Origin of the sequence: Deinococcus radiotolerans (genome assembly GCF_014647435.1) — a bacterium.
Classification (GTDB): domain Bacteria; phylum Deinococcota; class Deinococci; order Deinococcales; family Deinococcaceae; genus Deinococcus; species Deinococcus radiotolerans.
Genome location: NZ_BMPE01000005.1, coordinates 1 through 14,667, shown reverse-complemented (window position 1 = coordinate 14,667; position 14,667 = coordinate 1). Strand labels below are relative to the sequence as shown.

16 protein-coding genes and 1 pseudogene are annotated in these 14,667 nt (G+C 70.6%); 9 read left to right on the top strand and 8 right to left on the bottom strand.

Annotation, left to right across the window (positions count from 1 at the left end; genetic code table 11):
• Positions 1 to 15: 15 nt before the first annotated feature.
• From IEY63_RS10720 to IEY63_RS10705, 4 genes are all read right to left on the bottom strand, one after another.
• Positions 16 to 471: a (4Fe-4S)-binding protein gene (locus tag IEY63_RS10720; protein WP_189069017.1), complete on the bottom strand. Its 456-nt coding sequence runs from the start codon at positions 469 to 471 to the stop codon at positions 16 to 18.
• A 28-nt stretch (positions 472 to 499) separates the two neighbouring features.
• Positions 500 to 1,126, bottom strand: a complete 627-nt coding sequence (locus tag IEY63_RS10715; RefSeq protein ID WP_189069016.1) for a hypothetical protein — start codon at positions 1,124 to 1,126, stop codon at positions 500 to 502.
• Positions 1,123 to 3,150 carry an outer membrane protein assembly factor BamB family protein gene (locus tag IEY63_RS10710; protein ID WP_189069015.1) on the bottom strand — a complete coding sequence of 676 codons (2,028 nt, stop codon included), beginning with the start codon at positions 3,148 to 3,150 and terminating at the stop codon, positions 1,123 to 1,125. Before IEY63_RS10710 ends, IEY63_RS10715 begins: the two co-directional genes overlap by 4 nt.
• Positions 3,151 to 3,288: 138 nt before the next feature.
• On the bottom strand, positions 3,289 to 4,281 hold the full coding sequence (locus IEY63_RS10705; protein WP_189069014.1) for a helix-turn-helix transcriptional regulator: 993 nt from the start codon (positions 4,279 to 4,281) through the stop codon (positions 3,289 to 3,291).
• 87 nt (positions 4,282 to 4,368) lie between these two features.
• On the opposite strand from IEY63_RS10705, the gene IEY63_RS10700 reads away from it, so the two are divergent.
• The 6 genes from IEY63_RS10700 to IEY63_RS10675 all read left to right on the top strand — a co-directional run bounded on the left by IEY63_RS10700 (position 4,369) and on the right by IEY63_RS10675 (position 7,836).
• Complete coding sequence (locus IEY63_RS10700) at positions 4,369 to 4,851, top strand: DinB family protein (RefSeq protein WP_189069013.1); 483 nt, start codon at positions 4,369 to 4,371, stop codon at positions 4,849 to 4,851.
• Between the two features lie 3 nt (positions 4,852 to 4,854).
• Complete coding sequence (locus IEY63_RS10695) at positions 4,855 to 5,349, top strand: DinB family protein (protein WP_189069012.1); 495 nt, start codon at positions 4,855 to 4,857, stop codon at positions 5,347 to 5,349.
• A complete protein-coding gene (locus IEY63_RS10690; RefSeq protein WP_189069011.1) occupies positions 5,346 to 5,915 on the top strand; it encodes a DinB family protein in 570 nt (189 codons plus the stop codon). The genes IEY63_RS10695 and IEY63_RS10690 overlap by 4 nt, the downstream gene beginning before the upstream one ends.
• A 379-nt stretch (positions 5,916 to 6,294) precedes the next feature.
• Positions 6,295 to 6,816, top strand: a complete 522-nt coding sequence (locus IEY63_RS10685; protein WP_189069010.1) for a DinB family protein — start codon at positions 6,295 to 6,297, stop codon at positions 6,814 to 6,816.
• A 186-nt stretch (positions 6,817 to 7,002) separates the two neighbouring features.
• Positions 7,003 to 7,452, top strand: a complete 450-nt coding sequence (gene tsaE / locus IEY63_RS10680) for a tRNA (adenosine(37)-N6)-threonylcarbamoyltransferase complex ATPase subunit type 1 TsaE (RefSeq protein ID WP_189069009.1) — start codon at positions 7,003 to 7,005, stop codon at positions 7,450 to 7,452.
• A gap of 30 nt (positions 7,453 to 7,482) precedes the next feature.
• Complete coding sequence (locus IEY63_RS10675; RefSeq protein ID WP_189069008.1) at positions 7,483 to 7,836, top strand: DUF2089 domain-containing protein; 354 nt, start codon at positions 7,483 to 7,485, stop codon at positions 7,834 to 7,836.
• Positions 7,837 to 7,867: 31 nt separating this feature from the next.
• Here the strand turns inward: IEY63_RS10675 and IEY63_RS10670 are convergent, their stop codons facing one another.
• The 3 genes from IEY63_RS10670 to IEY63_RS10660 all read right to left on the bottom strand — a co-directional run bounded on the left by IEY63_RS10670 (position 7,868) and on the right by IEY63_RS10660 (position 9,538).
• The gene (locus IEY63_RS10670) at positions 7,868 to 8,227 is read right to left on the bottom strand and encodes a tRNA-binding protein (RefSeq protein ID WP_189069007.1); all 360 of its coding nucleotides are present in this window, start codon (positions 8,225 to 8,227) and stop codon (positions 7,868 to 7,870) included.
• Between the two features lie 13 nt (positions 8,228 to 8,240).
• The gene (locus IEY63_RS10665; RefSeq protein ID WP_189069006.1) at positions 8,241 to 8,777 is read right to left on the bottom strand and encodes a GNAT family N-acetyltransferase; all 537 of its coding nucleotides are present in this window, start codon (positions 8,775 to 8,777) and stop codon (positions 8,241 to 8,243) included.
• Between the two features lie 65 nt (positions 8,778 to 8,842).
• The gene (locus tag IEY63_RS10660; protein WP_189069005.1) at positions 8,843 to 9,538 is read right to left on the bottom strand and encodes a Crp/Fnr family transcriptional regulator; all 696 of its coding nucleotides are present in this window, start codon (positions 9,536 to 9,538) and stop codon (positions 8,843 to 8,845) included.
• Between the two features lie 194 nt (positions 9,539 to 9,732).
• Here IEY63_RS10660 and IEY63_RS10655 point away from each other — a divergent pair, with 194 nt between their 5' ends.
• Entirely contained in the window at positions 9,733 to 11,568 is a 1,836-nt protein-coding gene (locus tag IEY63_RS10655) for an acyl-CoA dehydrogenase C-terminal domain-containing protein (protein WP_189069004.1), read from the top strand.
• A gap of 61 nt (positions 11,569 to 11,629) precedes the next feature.
• Positions 11,630 to 12,190 carry a peroxiredoxin gene (locus tag IEY63_RS10650; RefSeq protein WP_189069003.1) on the top strand — a complete coding sequence of 187 codons (561 nt, stop codon included), beginning with the start codon at positions 11,630 to 11,632 and terminating at the stop codon, positions 12,188 to 12,190.
• Between the two features lie 52 nt (positions 12,191 to 12,242).
• Here the strand turns inward: IEY63_RS10650 and IEY63_RS10645 are convergent, their stop codons facing one another.
• Positions 12,243 to 13,874, bottom strand: a complete 1,632-nt coding sequence (locus IEY63_RS10645; protein ID WP_189069182.1) for a PKD domain-containing protein — start codon at positions 13,872 to 13,874, stop codon at positions 12,243 to 12,245.
• Positions 13,875 to 14,199: 325 nt separating this feature from the next.
• On the opposite strand from IEY63_RS10645, the pseudogene IEY63_RS10640 reads away from it, so the two are divergent.
• Positions 14,200 to 14,667, top strand: a pseudogene (locus IEY63_RS10640) (ATP-dependent zinc metalloprotease FtsH); the annotation flags it as partial.

Genomic DNA, 14,667 nt, shown 5'->3' with positions numbered 1-14,667 from the left:
GGGGGTGGTTGCGCGTCAGCCCTGGGCGCTGCCCTCGCCGCTGGTCCAGCCGACCTTCTTGTGCGTGCCGTCGCAGTAGGGCTTATTGCCGCTCTGGCCGCAGCGGCACAGCGCGGCGCGCACGTCCTTCTTCTCGCCGCCGGGCGTGTCGATCACGAGGTTCCCCCGGATCATCAGTGGACCGTCGGGGCTGGGGGTGATGGTGGTGATCTCGTCGGGCATTTCGGCCTCCTGTCCATCCAGGACGTAGTGCAGCGCCCCGGTGGGGCAGGTGCGGACGACCGCCGCGACCTCCTCGGCCCCGGCGTTGGCGGGCTGAATCCACGGGCGGGCCTTCGGGTCGAAGACATCCGGCAGGCCACGCACGCAGCTGGCGACGTGCAGGCAGCGCCGCGCGTCGTAGTAGACCGTGATGCCGGGCGCCGTGTACGCCTTTCCCTGCGCCAGTTCCTCGTTGGTGGGCGTGGTCATGCCCCAGTGTACGGGCGCCGGGGCGCGCCTAGCGGTAGCGGGAGAGTTGAACGGGCAGCGTGAAGGCCTTCCCGGTGGCGTCGGTGAAGCGCAGGGTGCCGCTGGCGTTCTCCAGTCCGGCGGGCAGGCGGAATCGGTACGTGACGGTCCCGATGAAGCGCAGGCCGATCTCGCCTTCCGTGCGGGGGTACTGCGAGATGGACGCCCCGGAGCGGGCCGTGCCCAGCAGCGGCGCGCTCTGGCCGCCCAGGGTCAGGCGGGCCGCGCTGAACTGCGACAGGAACGCCTGATCGTCAGGTGTGCGGCCGTGCGCGAAGACGATGAACGCCACCTGATGGTCGGGCAGCTCGGCCTGCGCGCGGGCCTCGGCGGGCGTGACGGGGTCCTCGCCCAGGCGGTGCAGGAAGACCTCGTAGCGGGTGCGTTCGAAGGGCGTGGCGATGGTCACGGCGTCCACGCTGCCGTTCGCGGCCACAAGTTTCAGGGTGTCCGGCACGGCGTACACGGTGTAGGGCCGCAGCGGGTACCCGGCTTCCGGCGCGGCGGCCAGCCGCTCGCCCTCGGCGGCGGCCGCCTGCAGCAGGGCCGGGGTCACGGCGGGGCGCACAGCCAGGGCGCTGCCCAGCAGCAGCGCCAGCAGCGCGGCGCGTTTCACGGCCTGGGCACGCTGAACACGAAGATGCTGGCCGAGCCGGTGGTACTCCAGATGGACCGCGAGGCGTTCCCGGACGCGACGGCCACGAACTGCTGCCCGCCCACGGTGTACGTGACGACGCCCCCGGCGATGGCGCCGCCGGTGCGGAACTGGTACAGGGTTTTGCCGTCTTTGGCGTTCAGGGCCATAAAGTCGCCGTTCTGATCCCCGGTGAACAGCACACCGCCCGCCGTGGGTGTGATCGCGGCGATCATGGGCGTAGCCATCTTCTTCTGCCACAGGGGCGCGCCGGTCGTGGCGTTGTAGGCCCGCACCCAGCCGCGGGCGTCCTTGACCGGGTCGAAGGTGGCGTCCCCGCCGAAGTACAGGCTGCCGTCCACGTAGCGGGTTTCACCGAGCTTGTAGGTGGCGCACCAGTCGACGGAGTTCACGAACAGGGCGTTCATGGCGGGGTTCAGGGCCGGGCCGTTCCATTCCACGCCGCCCAGGATGCCGGGGCAGTCGCGGCGTCCGGTCAGGCTGACGGGTTTGTCGGCGTTCAGGTGCGTGGTGGTCTCCTGGCGGCTGATGAGTTTGTGGGTGGCGCGGTCGTACAGGTACAGCCAGCCGCCCTTGTTCGCCACAGCCATGATCTTGCGGCCGTTCAGGTCGTAGATCAGGGGCGCGGCCGCCGTGTCCCAGTCATGCGTGTCGTGCGGCACCTGCTGCACGTACCAGGAGAGCTTGCCGGTCTTGGCGTCCAGCACAATCACGGAGTTGGTGTACAGGTTGTCGCCGGGGCGCATGCCGCCGTTGAAGTCCGGAGCGGGGTTGCCGATGCTGGCGTACAGCAGGCCGCTGGCGGCGTCCAGGGTGAGGGTGGTCCACATGGACCCGCCGCCGTGCTCGGCGCCCTTCTTCCAGGTGTCGGCACCTTTCTCCTGGCCTTGCGGGATGACGTTGAAACTCCACACCTGCTGCCCGGTCTGCGCGTTGAACGCGCGGATGTGGCCGTTGGCGCCCCAGTCGGCGCCGGCCTCCCCGACGAACACCAGACCGTTCGCGGCGATGGGCGCGGCGGACAGGAAGTACCCCTTGGCGCTGTCGGCCACCCAGGTGTCCCACAGGAGTTTGCCGGTGGCGGCGTCCAGGGCGATCAGGTGGCCGTCGGTGGTGCCGCGGAACAGGCGCCCCTGGTACAGCGCCACGCCGCGGTTGGCGGGTTGCGGCTCGGCGCCTTTGGGCGCGTAGCTGTGCTGCCACAGGGCCGTGCAGGTGTCGGCGCGCAGGGCGTACGTGTTGCGGGGGGTAGTGACGTACATGCGGCCCTGGTACACGACGGGTCCGGTCTGGAAGCTGCCGACCTCGCCCAGCTGGTACACGCATTTCACGCCCAGCTGCGCGGCGTTGTCGGTGGTGATCTGCTTGAGGGTGGAGTAGCGCTGCCCGGCGTAGTTGCCGTTGTAGGTCATCCAGTTGTCGCCCACGGGACCGGTCAGTTCCTCCTGGTCGGGGGCCTGGGTGCTGGCGGGCTTGACGCTGCCCAGCACGCGCGGCAGCGTACCCGGCGCCGGGGATGGGGCGCTGGCGGCGCTGCCGCTGCTCCCGGCGGGCCTGGTCAGCTTGACCTGCAGGGTCGTGGGGCTCAGGGCCGTGCTGCTGGCGGGGTACCCGTTCTTCGAGAGGATGAACGCGGTGACGTTCAGGTACTGCGCGGCGCTGAGGCTGCCGGGGGCGGTCAGGGGCATCTGCTTGGCGATCACGCCGTGTAGGTCGGCCAGCGGGTGCGTGCCGCTGGCCCATTTGGTCAGGAAGGACGCGCCGCTCAGGGCGGGGCCGGCGGCGCCCTGCAGGTTCGCGCCGTGGCAGCCGGCGCAGCTCGTGGTGTACACCTGCGCGCCCGCAGTGGCCTGCGCCGCCGTGTAGGCGGGGCCCTTGCTGGTGGGGGGCGGCACCGCCAGCGCGGCCGAGAGGGCCAGCAGCGCGCCGCCAGCCAGCGCGAGGCTGGCACTCAATGGGGTCGGACGGTCTGGAGTGGGCATCATGCACCTCCGGAACACGGCGGGCCATCCCGGCCCCGTCACAGAGCAAGTGCGCGGACCGGTCGGGTCAGCGGTGAGGTGGGGCGCCGTGAACTGTTCTCAGGGATACCACCAGCGGTGTGCGGGTGGACTCACGTGATCTTAAGAGGACCGAAACGTCGCCCCGGCGTGTCCCTCATGGCGGACCGCGTGCAGCGTCACGGCGCAGCGTTCGGCCAGCCGGGCGAATTCGGCGCGCAGTTCCGGGGGGCTGTCCACGCGGAAGTCGCAGTCCAGGCCCAGCAGAAACGCCGCGAAGCTGCTCAGGCCCTCGCGGGTGGTGGTCAGGCGCGTGCCCCGCCCGTCGGGGCGCACCTCCGTGCCCCAGGTGGACACCCGCCCGCGCAGGTCGTCGGGCGGGCAGTCGAGCCACACGCTGATCTCGTAGGTGGGTTTGGGCGCGCGCAGCGTGGAGCGCAGGTAGGCGGCCGCGTCGAAGTGCTCGGGGGGCGTGAACTGGCGCTCCTGCACGGTCAGGGCGCTCATGCGGTCCAGCCGGAACGAGCGCCGCGCCCCACGCAGGTGGCAGTGCGCGACCGCGTACCAGCGGCCCTCCAGGTGCACCACGCGGTACACGTCCGCGTCACGGCGGGTCTCGGGGGCCTCAGGAGCGGCGTACGTGAAGGTCACGGTGCAGGCGTCGCGCACGGCGCGCAGCAGCGCGGCCAGCAGGTGCGCGTCGGTGGGCGCCACCCAGGGGCCGGTGTCGAACTGCACGCTGCTTTCCAGGGCCAGCATGTCGGCGCGCAGGTCATGCGGGAGGCTGCGGGACAGCTTGGCGCTGGCCGCCTCGGCGGCGGGGGCCAGGGCGTGCAGGCCCAGGTGCCGCAGGGTGCGCAGGCCCAGCGCGGCAGCCAAGGCTTCTTCAGGCGTGAACATCAGGGGGGGCAGGCGGAAGCCCGCTTTCAGGCGGTACGCGCCGCCCACACCGCGGCGGCCCTCGACGGGAATGCCCAGGTCCTGAAGTCGGGCGACGTAGCGCTGCACGGTGCGTGGGCTGACTTCCAGGCGGCGGGCCAGTTCGGCGCCGCTGACTTCCTCGTGCGCCTGGAGCAGTTCCAGCACGGTCAGTACCCGCATGCTCGGGTCGTACATGCCTTCAGGGTAACTGGAATTCACGTCACACCCTGACGGGAATCCGCGTTACGCTACAGGCAGATTCAACCCCAGGAGGTTCCACCCATGACCGCACCCGCTGCCGTGTCCGCCGCTGCCCTGTCCATCCCCGACTTCGTCACCCACTGGCTGGGGCACCGCGCCCTGACCCGCCGCGTCATCGAGGCCTTCCCCGAGGATCAGCTGTTCACCTTCAGCCTGGGCGGCATGCGGCCCTTCGGCGCGCAGGCTACCGAGATCCACCTCGTGGACGCCATGACCGTCACCGCCCTGCGGACCGGCGAGTGGCCTGAACCCGACTGGAGCGCTGGACCTACCGACCGTGCCAGCCTGCTGGCCGCCTGGGATGAGGTGAGCGCCGAACTGGCCGAGCACGGCCCGCGCACCGACCCGGCCTTCTTCACGCGCCTGCACGCCCTGCCCTGGGGCGAAATGCCCGGCTGGGTGGCCGCCATCTACGCCGTGGACAACGGCATCCATCACCGCGCCCAAGGGTACGTCTCCCTGCGCGCCCTCGGCACCGAACCCCCCGCCTTCTACGAGCGCTGAACCGTGCCCCGCGCGCCCATTGCCTCGCTGCCCCCGGCGCAGCTGGCCGATCACTGGCTGGGCCACCGCGCCCTGACCCGCCGCGTCCTGACCGCCTTCCCACCAGACGCGCTGTTCTCGTTCACGCCCGCCCCCACCCTGCGGCCCTTCGGGGACATGCTGTGGGAGGTGGTGGGCCAGAGCGGCTACGTCCTGCGCGGCCTGCTGGCCGGCGCGTGGGACGCGCCCACCCGGGACGCCCGCCCCAGCCAGGACCCGGCCGCGCTGCTCGCCGCGCTGGATGAGGGCACGCAGCGCGTCCGTCACCTGAAAGGCCTGCCCGACACCCGGCTGGGCGAGACCGACCGGCTGCCCTGGGGCGAGATGCTGCTGCTGAACGCCGCGCTGGGCGCCGTGGACAACGAGGTCCACCACCGCGCGCAGGGCATGACGTACCTGCGCCTGCTGGACCTCACCCCGCCGGACTTCTGGAACCGCACCCCCAGGGAGATACCATGAAGCCCGAAACGCTGTACGGTCACCTGAGCCACGCGCGGCGCGACCTGCTTGCCACGCTGCGCGCCACGCCGGACGAGGTGCTGCGCGCGCCCTTGCTGCGCGGCGAGCGCTTCCACTCCATCCTGGACCTGCTGGTCCACACGGCCGAAGTCGAGGACGGCTGGATTCACGGGGACTTCCAGGGGCTCCCGATGGTGCAGGCCCGCTTCCCGGACGTGCAGGCGGGCGCGGCAGGCCCGGAGACGACCCTCAGCCTGGCGGCCATCGAGGCGTACTGGCAGGCCGTGGAGGCTGACACCCGCGCGTACCTGAACGCCCTGCACGGCACCGACCTGCACCGCACGGTCACGCTGGACGACTGGCCCGAAGGGCACCGGCAGTTCACGCTGGACGGCCTGATCTGGCACGTCCTGCTGCACGAGGTGCGGCACACGGCGCAGATCGCGGCGCTGCTGCGCACCCAGGGCGTCAGGCCGCCCCAGCTGGACCTGCTGTTCTACCTGCCCGTCCTGGAAACCGGACGTTCCGCCGCCGCCTTCGTGAACCCACCCCCGGAGGACTCATGACCCCCGCCCCGAGCGCCCCACAGCCTCAGGTCACGCTGACACCCGCACCCCCACCCGGGCCGCTGCCACCGGCCAAACGTATTCGCTGCCAGCTCCCCTGACGACCAGCCCGGCGGCCCTGGCCGGACCGGTCACCTCAGCCTCCACGCACCGCACCGACGCGCTGTCCCCACGGGCCCTGATCCGTGGGGCTCCGTCCGGCCCAGCCGTGCCATGCTGCGGGCCGGGCTGGACCCACGGGCACGCGCCCGACCCTCTGCCGGACGAGCCGACCGTCCATGCCACCCACCGGGGCGGCGCCTCTTTCCGCGCGGCTCCAAGACCATCTGTCGATGCCGCGCCCAGCCCTGGGGCGCCCCCCACCCTCACCGGAGATTCCATGACTGACCTGACCCTGCTGCTTGAATCCTTCCGCCGCAACGCCCGCGTGAACGACACGCTGATCAGCGCCCTGACGCCCGAAGAATTTGCCCTGACGGACGGGCGCGGCGGTTGGACCGTCGAGCGGCACCTGCGCCACATGGCCACCTTCCGCGTGGGCTGGCTGTGGAACATGAGCCGCGATCACGCCATGCCCCTGCTGAACCCGGATGAGCTGGACGCGGACGGTGACCCGCAGTGGCGCTGGGCGAATGCGCCCGCCACGGACCTGCCCGCGGCGCTGGCCGCCGGGGACGCCGCGGCCATCGCCGCCGTGGAGGCGCACCGCGCGTCCGGCGAGCCCTTCGCGGACCCCTGGAATGAGGGCACGTATCAGAGCGACCCGGCGCACTTCCTGATGCACACCATCGTGCACGACAGCCACCACCGTGGGCAGGTCATGAGCCTGCTGCGTCAGGGGGGCCGCACGCCCGAGCAGATGGACGCGCTGGACAACCACTGGGCCATCTGGCGCGAGTAACGACACGCCGGTTGGACGGTGCGTGACTCCTGTTCAACCCGAGCGGACGTCACCGGCAGGGCGGCGCCGCCACAGGGGCGTGCCGCGGGTGACGTCCGTGTCGTTGCCCGACTGGCACAGCGTCAGTTGTCCAGCCCTGCGTCTGGCCCCTGGAGCGGGCCCGCGCGCCTGCGCGATACTGGGCGCATGAGCGTCACCTCTTCCCTGCCCCTGCGTCCCGGCGAGTCCCGAATCCTGCGTGGCCTGAGCGAGCAGCAGGCGCTGGGCGCGGCGCTGGCCGGGGCGCTACCGGCGGGGAGCGTGCTGTTCCTGGAGGGCGAGCTGGGCGCCGGGAAGACCAGCCTCACACAGGGACTGGTGGGCGCTTACGGCTTCACGGAACCCGTCACGAGCCCCACGTACGCGCTGATGAACGTGTACCCCGCGCCGGGCGGTCCGGTGCTGCACGTGGACGCCTACCGCGTGCGGGACGTGCAAGAACTGTTCGAGATGGACCTTGAGGACCTGGTGCGGGAGAGTCGCGTCAGCGTGATCGAGTGGGGCGAGGGCCTGTACGCCGAGTACCCGGACGCGCCCATTCTGCGTCTGGAACACCAGGAAGACCCGGAGACGCGGCGCGTCACGCGCGTCCGCTGACCTGCCGGGCGCGGGGCGTACAGTGGGAGGATGCGGCCCCTGCCCCTGCCCTTCCCTGACGAGACCGAGTCGCCGCTGGTGACCGAACTGCGTTTTCCCACGAGTGGCGTGACGGTGCGCGGCGTGTTCGAACTGAACGAGTTCGCGGTCCTCACGCCGGATAACCTGGAGTTCCTGCGACTGTACATCCGGGTGCGCGGCAACCTGAAGGAGGTCGAGCGGGTGCTGGGCCTGAGTTACCCCACGGTCCGCGCCCGCTTCGACACGCTGCTGCGCGCCATCGGCTACGAGCCGGAGCAGGCGGACCCGCAGGCGGACGTGCTGGCCAGCCTGGAACGCGGTGAGATCACCCCGGACGAGGCGGCGCGCAAGTTGAGACGCTGAGCGTCCTACGGACGCCGGATGCAGCGCAGGTTCAGAAGACCTTGCTGCCCAGTTTCGCCGCGTGGAGCGGCGTCAGGGGCGTGGCGTCGCCGCTGGGCGCGCCGGGCAGCTGCACCCCCAGGAGCAGCACCTCGGACAGGGTGTCCCCGACGGGGCGAGGCTCGAAGTTCAGGACGCCCAGCACCTGCGTGCCGATCAGTTCGTCCGGGGTGTGGCCCGTGAAGCGGCCCACGCTGACGCGCGTGCCGAACTTCCCGAAATCGACCGTCAGGCGGTAGGCGGGTTTGGGGGTGCCGGGGGCGGGTTCGGCACTCAGGACGCGGCCCAGGCGGATGTCCAGCTGGTCGAGGGTCTGGGCCGGCGTGACGGTGGGTTTGAGATCGGTCGCCATACAGGTGAGCCTGTCACGCGGGCGTGCCCACGAGGGCCGCGAGGTCTGACCAGCCCAGGCGGAGTTCGCGCAGGGCGCCTTCACGCTTCTCGCCGCACTCGTGGGCGCCCTGGCGGGCGTACCAGTGGCGGGTGGGGTTGGTGTCCAGCACCCACAGCGCTAGGCTGCCCGCGCCGCGCGCCTGCATGGCCTGCGCCGCCCGCCGCAGCAGGTCGCGCCCGAGACCTGCGCCCTGAGCAGCTTTCAGGCTGTACAGGGTGAAGAGTTCCGCGTCGAAGCCCGGATGGTCGCGGGCCGTTCCGGCGGACGCGAAGGCCACGATCTGTCCGGCGTCCTCGGCGACCAGTACGGCGTCCTGCCCGTCCGCGATGTTGCCCGTCCAGAACACTTCACGCCGGGCCTGGGTTTCCGGGCTGGTCATGCGGGTCAGGAAGTCGTCGGGCATCAGGCCCGCGTAGGTTTCCGCCCAGCTCTGGACGTGCACGGCGGCGATGCCGGGGGCGTCGGCGGGCGTGGCGGCGCGGATCAGGGGGGCGCGGGGCACGGACATAGGGCAGCATAGGCGCGCGCCACCCCGGAAGGTAACGCAGGTGCGGCCCGCATGCTGGGCGGGCTTCAGTTGCCCTGTTCGATGTAGTGCTTCAGGGCGTCCAGGCGGACGATGATGGGCGTGCGGGCGCGGACGATGGCACCCTCCTGCTTCAGTTTGCCCAGGCTGTGACTGACGGTTTCGCGGGTGGCGCCGACCATGCGGGCAATGTCTTCCTGGTTGAGTTTCAGGTTCAGTTCGACGCCCTGGCTGTGGGGGCGGCCGAATTCACGTGCGAGGCGGTACAGCAGGCTGGCCACGCGTTCCGGGGCGCTGTAGGCGCTGACGGTGGCGGTCCAGGCCTGCGCCTCGAACAGCCGCGCGGCCATCAGGCGGATGAGTTTCATGGCCAGGTCGGGTTTGGTGGCCAGGAGTTTCTGGAGTTCCGCGCGGGGCAGGACGATCAGGGTGGTGCGTTCGAGCGCCTCGGCCTGGGTGGGGCGGCGCTCCTCGGGTTGCAGCAGCAGTTCACCGAAGGTGTCGTGCTGGCCGATGACGCCCAGGATGGCTTCCTTGCCGTTCGGGAAGAGTTTGCTGATCTTGACGAGGCCGCTGCGCACGAAGTACAGGGCGTCGGCGGGGTCGTCCATGCGGTAGATGACTTCGCCGGGCTGGTAGGAGCGGTAGGGCGTGCTGGCGGCCACGCGCTCCAGTTCGGCAAGTTCAAGGTCGGCGAAGAGCTCCGTTCGCTTGAGGTGCCAGACCAGGCTTGGGTAGTTCATGATTCTTCACACCATACCTGAAATGTCGCGGTGGGCCCGCATGCGGCGCGGTTCTCCCCCAGGTGGTGGGGTCGCGCGGGGCGAATCGCAATCCACCCCACATGACATTCCGCACCAAAAGTTTTATACTCGGTTCAACTAACAGTGCCGGGTTGTGTCCACCAGCGGACGAACCCCACCAAGGAGGACACAGAATGCCCACCTACAAGGCCCCCCTGCGCGACATCAAGTTCCTGATGAACGAACTCCTCGGCGCCCCCGAAGCGCTCGGCCAGATGCCCTACTACGCCCAGAACGACACCGCCGACCAGGACCTCTTGGAACAGGTCCTCGACGAGGCCGCCCGCTTCGTGGAAACCGAACTGGTGCCCCTGAACGTCGTCGGTGACCGCGAAGGCTGCGTGCGCCACGACAACGGCGAGGTCACCACCCCCACCGGCTTCAAGGCCGCGTACAAGAAGTACCGCGACGCCGGCTGGCCCGCGCTGGACGCCGACCCCGCGTTCGGCGGTCAGGGCATGCCCCACCTGATCAGCAACGTGCTCGTCGAGATGATGAACAGCGCCAACGTCGCCTGGAGCATGTACCCCGGCCTCTCGCACGGCGCGTACAGCGCCCTGCACGCCGTCGGCAGCCAAGAACTCAAGGACCTGTACCTGCCCAAGCTGGTGTCCGGCGAGTGGACCGGCACCATGTGCCTCACCGAGCCGCACGCCGGCACCGACCTGGGCATCATCCGCACGAAGGCCAGCGACAACGGCGACGGCACCTACGCCATCACCGGCACGAAGATCTTCATCAGCGCCGGCGAGCACGACATGGCCGACAACATCCTGCACCTCGTGCTGGCCCGCCTGGACGGCAGCCCCCAGGGCACCAAGGGCATTTCACTGTTCCTCGTGCCCAAGTACATCCCCACCGCTGACGGCAAACCCGGCGAGCGCAACGGCGTGATCTGCGGCAGCCTCGAACACAAGATGGGCATCAACGGCAACGCCACCGCCGTGCTGAACTTCGACGGCGCCAGGGGCTGGCTGGTCGGCGAGATCAACAAGGGCATGAACCACATGTTCATCATGATGAACGCCGCCCGCCTCGGCACCGGCCTCCAGGGTCTGGGCCTCGGAGAAGTCGCGTACCAGAACGCCCTGATCTACGCCAAGGACCGCCTCCAGATGCGCCACGAGCCCCGCGTGAACCCCGGCGAGCAGGCCGACCCGATCATCGTGCACCCCGACGTGCGCCGCATGCTCCTGACCGGCAAGGCCTACACCGAGGCCGGGCGCGCCATGGCCATGTGGCTGGCCCTGAGCCTCGACACCGAGCACCACCACACCGACGAGACGGCCCGCAAGGAAGCCGCCGACCTGGTCGCGCTGCTCACCCCCATCGCCAAGGCCTTCATGACCGACAACGGCTTCAACATCGCCGTGCAGAGCCAGCAGGTGTACGGCGGCCACGGCTACATCAAGGAATGGGGCATGGAGCAGTTCGTCCGTGACGCCCGCATCGGCCAGATCTACGAAGGCACCAACGGCATCCAGGCGCTCGACCTGCTGGGCCGCAAGGTCCTCATGGACGGTGGCAAGAAACTTCAGAAACTCGCCGCGACCCTCCAGGCATTCGCCGAGGAGCACGAGGGCGACGAGCACATCGGCGACTACGTGAACCAGCTCGGCAAGGCCGCGCAGCAGCTCGGGTCTCTGACCATGGTCATCGGCCAGAAGGCCATGCAGGAAGGCGGGGCCGACGAGGTCAACGCCGCCGCCGTGGACTACCTGCGCTACTTCGGGCACGTCGTGTACGGCTACCTGTGGGCCCGCATGGCCAAGGTCGCCCAGGACAAGATCGACGCCGGGCAGGACAAGGACGGCTTCTACCTCAGCAAGGTGCAGACCGCGAAGTTCTACTTCGCCAAACTGTTCCCCGAAACCAAGGCGCTCGCCGCGACCATCAAGGCCGGCAACGAGAGCCTCGCCGTGGACGACAAGGCCGTCTTCGGCTGGGAAAAAGCCCTCGTCGGCGCGTAAACCCCGACGCTGAACGCCGCCCCCTGATCGTGGGGGCGGCGTTTTCCCTATCCTGCCGGGCGTGACTGACCCGCATGTCCTCCCGGCTGACCTGCCCGTCCCCACTGATGACGGCGCGTGCGCGCACCTGCCCGGGCGGCGCTGGCCGGAGTACGCGCTGCCGGGCACGGACGGCGTGACCCACGACCTGTTGGTCCTGCCGGGACGGACGGTGGTCTACGCCTACCCGAAGACGGCCCGTCCGGATCAGGCCATGCCGGAAGACTGGGACGTGATCCCGGGCGCGCGGGGCTGCACGCCGCAGTCGTGCGCGTTCCGGGACCATCACGCCGAGCTGCGCGCGGCGGGTGCGCGGGTGTTCGGCCTGAGCGTGCAGGACACCGCGTACCAGCGGGAGGCGGCGGCGCGGCTGCACCTGCCGTTCCCGCTGCTGTCCGACGCGGCAGGCGCGGTCCGCCAAGAACTGCGGCTGCCGACCTTCCAGGCGGGCGGCGAGACGCTGCTGCGGCGCGTGACGCTGATCGTGCGGGACGGCGTGATCGAACACGTCTTCTACCCGGTGTTCCCGCCGGACCGCAGCGCGCAGGACGTGCTGGACTGGCTGGCCGCGCACCCGGCATAACAGCCGGGAGGGGCGCCGCAGTCTCCCGCAGGCGCCCCTCTCTCCCGCCCGGTCAGGGGCGGTAGGTTTTGATGACGCCGCCCTCGGCGTCCACGCGGCCCGTGCGGTAGAAGATGAGGCTGATGGGCAGGTTGCTGCCGCTGCTGGGCACGAAGTCGATGTTCAGGCGGTCACTCTGCGCGCGCCACAGCAGCACCGGCTCGTCGGGTTTCAGGGCGTTGCCGGTGCGGGGCAGCTTGATGGTCTGCGTGATCGGACCGTCCTGGATGTTCATGGCGCCGCGGTACAGGCCGCCGCGTGGGCTGAGGGCCACGGCGGTGCCGGCGGCACCGTTGACTTCCAGGTCGTACAGCACGCCGTAGTTGCCGCTCAGGCGCACACTCTGGCCGGTCAGGGCGTCGGTGCCGGTCACGGCGGGGTCCACGCGGCCGTCCCCGATGATCAGGCGGGTGGGCAGGGCGCCCAGCGTGACGCGCAGGGTCCGCACGGCGTCCGGGAAGGTGCCGCGCGTGTGGCGGCCGTCGGGGCGCAGGTACGGCAGCTGCTGCACGACCTGCGGGGTGGGGGGCAGGCTGTCTTCGAGCATCACGTAGGTCAGTTCGACCTTGCCGGAGGTGCTGAGGTCCTGCATGACGTTCACGCCGCTGCCGGGGCTCAGGGTGGGGCTGGCGTACACCGCGGCTGACTGGCCGGGCGAGAGGGTCAGGGTGGTGCCGCCCGCCGATGCGAAGTACTCCAGCAGCGTCACCTGCCCCAGGATGCTCTCGATGCGGGTGGGCGCGGTCTCGCCGAGGCGTTCGCTGCGGACCTCGACGGGGCGGCTCTCGAGGTTGCGGGCCAGGACGTACAGCCGCGCGCCGCGGTTCAGGCCATTCAGGTGGTACCCCAGCAGTCGGGCGCGGCCGGTGACGCTGTCCTGGTACAGGATGCCGCTCTGATCGGGCACCTCGGGGCTGTCACTGAACAGCAGCGGGTAGCTGGGGCTGGGCTGCGGGCTGATCAGCGCGGCCGGGTAGTTCAGGACCTGCGGGTCGGGGAAGGCGTCGCCGGGCTGCGCGTACTTCAGGGCGTACGTGAGGGGCGTGTCGATGGGTTGCCCCTCGACGCGGATGGTGCGCGTGAACGGCTGGCTCTGCAGGCCGCGGCCGTTAGTGACGGTCAGCGTCACGGTGTACGTGCCGGGCTGGAAGTACACGTCCTGCCGGCCCGTCCAGCGGCGGGCGGTGATGTCCGCGCCGTCCGGGTCGAAGGGGTACTCGGTGAACACGACGCGTTCGCCCGGGGCGTAGACGTTCTTGTCGGTGCTGAAGCGCGCCTGGGGGATCATGGGGTTCCCGCCGTCGCGCAGGGCCGTCAGGGTGAAGGTGCGGCCGTCCTCGCCGATCAGGTTGGCGTTCAGCGCGTCGGCCAGGGTGCGGACGCTGACGTACGTGACGGCGCCGACGCTGGTGACGGTCCCCGCGGGCTGGGCGGCGCCGCTCAGGGCGGCCGTGTTCTTGCGGGTGTCGAGGCTCAGGCGGGCGAGCTGCACCTGCGTGCCGCTGGCCTGCAGGGGCTGGCCGAGCAGCGCGGCCGCTTCACGCAGCGGCAGCATGGTCCGCCCGCCGATGTTGCGGGGCGGGCTCAGCCAGCGTTGCGGGGCGCCGTTCACGTAGACGTCCGCGTCGTCCACGGTGAAGGTCATCTGCACGGACCCCAGGGTGGGCTGCGCGGCGTGCGCGGCGCTGGTCAGGGGCAGGGCCAGCGTCAGCGCGCCGCCCAGCAGGGGCGGCGTGAGCAGACTCAGGCTGGTGAGCAGCGCCGTTCGGAAGCGGGTGCGGCGCGAGCGGGTGGGGTGGGGGGGGCGGGCAGACAGCACCGGTAGAGTATGCCCGCTGAACCTGACGGACGTCTGCCCCGGCGGGGCATTCTGAGGGCTGTATGAAGTGTGCCCCTGGCGGGTGGAGGCGCCGCGCGGGATGACGGGCTGCGTTGCAGTTGACCGCGCGGCGGGCGGCATACACTGGGGCATGAAGCGCGGAGCGTGGCTGTGGGCGGCTGGAGGTGTGGTGCTGGCGCTGCTGCTGACGTGGCTGCTGTGGCCCCGCGTGCAGAGTGGTGAGCTGGACGTCACGGCGTTCGGGCGCGCGCTGGCCCGCGGTGAGGTGCAGTCCGCCACGATCACGTTCCAGAACGGCACGGCGGTCGTGGCGGGCGAGCTGGACAGCGGGCCGTTCCGTACGCGGACGCTGGCGGCTGACCCCCTCCTGAACCTGGAGGCGCTTCAGGCGCGGGGGGTGAGCGTCACGTACGGCTCGCCGTCGCGCCTGAGCGTGCTGGGGGCGCTGAGTCTACTGCTGACCCTGGCGCTGATCGTGGGCCTGGTGGTGCTGCTGATGCGCAGCCGTCAGGGCGGCGGTACGGACGCCGCGGCGAATTTCGGGCGGTCGCGGGCGGCGGTGATCAGCGAAGGGCAGATCAAACTCACCTTCGGCGAC